Source organism: Micrococcus sp. HMSC31B01 (assembly GCF_001816085.1).
In the GTDB taxonomy this organism is placed as follows: domain Bacteria; phylum Actinomycetota; class Actinomycetes; order Actinomycetales; family Micrococcaceae; genus Micrococcus; species Micrococcus luteus.
Window position 1 is genome coordinate 1 of sequence record NZ_KV825007.1, and the last position, 891, is coordinate 891.

General features: G+C 59.5%; 1 protein-coding gene. It reads right to left on the reverse strand.

Annotated elements, in window-relative coordinates:
• On the reverse strand, positions 1-782 hold a 782-nt coding region (locus tag HMPREF3105_RS12885; protein ID WP_210401422.1), incomplete at its 3' end, for a hypothetical protein.
• Between the last annotated feature and the right edge of the window lie 109 nt (positions 783-891).

Sequence of the window (891 nt, forward strand, 5' to 3'; positions counted from 1 at the left end):
GCAAGAACCTCATGACCCACAACAACTAGGTTGGCGATCCGTCGTGAACGAATACCTTCGGTCACGAGTGCGAGCGCGACCGGCGTGCTGACTCCGTACCTGATGTACCCACCGAGTTCTGGACAAACGAGTTCGTCACCGCCGGCTGCTTGCAGGTGCGTGTTTACGAGGTCGATGAGCGCTCCAACTGTCCACGACAGATAGTGCTCGAAGTGCTCTGTGGTCGCAGTGACTATCTGTTCAATCCTCCATGCGGGATCGGCGACGGCGCCCAAGTGACTCTTTGCCAGCTGCGGTAGCGAAGCACCTTCGAGCCAGTCGCGCAAGACTTCGGCGGCATCTACATCCAGAGTCGCGCCCTGTACAGACTCGCGAAATCCCCATCGAGGTGCTTCAGGAAGCCGGAGCAACTCTGCGATCGTCGGACGAAGGATTCCCACCGCTTCTAGAGCCGTAGAGACAGAAGTTACGTCTGCGGAGATCAGGGCACGGGCAATCTGCGACGCCCATTCATCAATCTTACGAGCGGAACCGATAGAGCAGCCGATCCGCGACCATCTCTGACGGGCAGCGGAATCGACAGATACATAGGCCTCCCGCGCTCGCCCCGCGAGTCGTGTATATCGCGTTCTAGCTTGGGTGGATTGATTTGCCGCCAGGGTGAACCCCACCACCGTGTCGAGGTCGACCATCTCTGGGCTGGTCAGTTCCCGCTCGGCCGCGGCCAGCATCATCCAGACGAAGCTGATAAAGTCCGCAGCCGCACCGTTGGCTGCGAACACTGCGTCGGCGTCAGCCCTTTGAACACCTTCGAGTTGGGCAACAGCCTGGAGTGCGGAGTCAGTCAGCAGGGAGGACGTGACCTCTAGGTGTTGTGGGTCATGAGGTTCT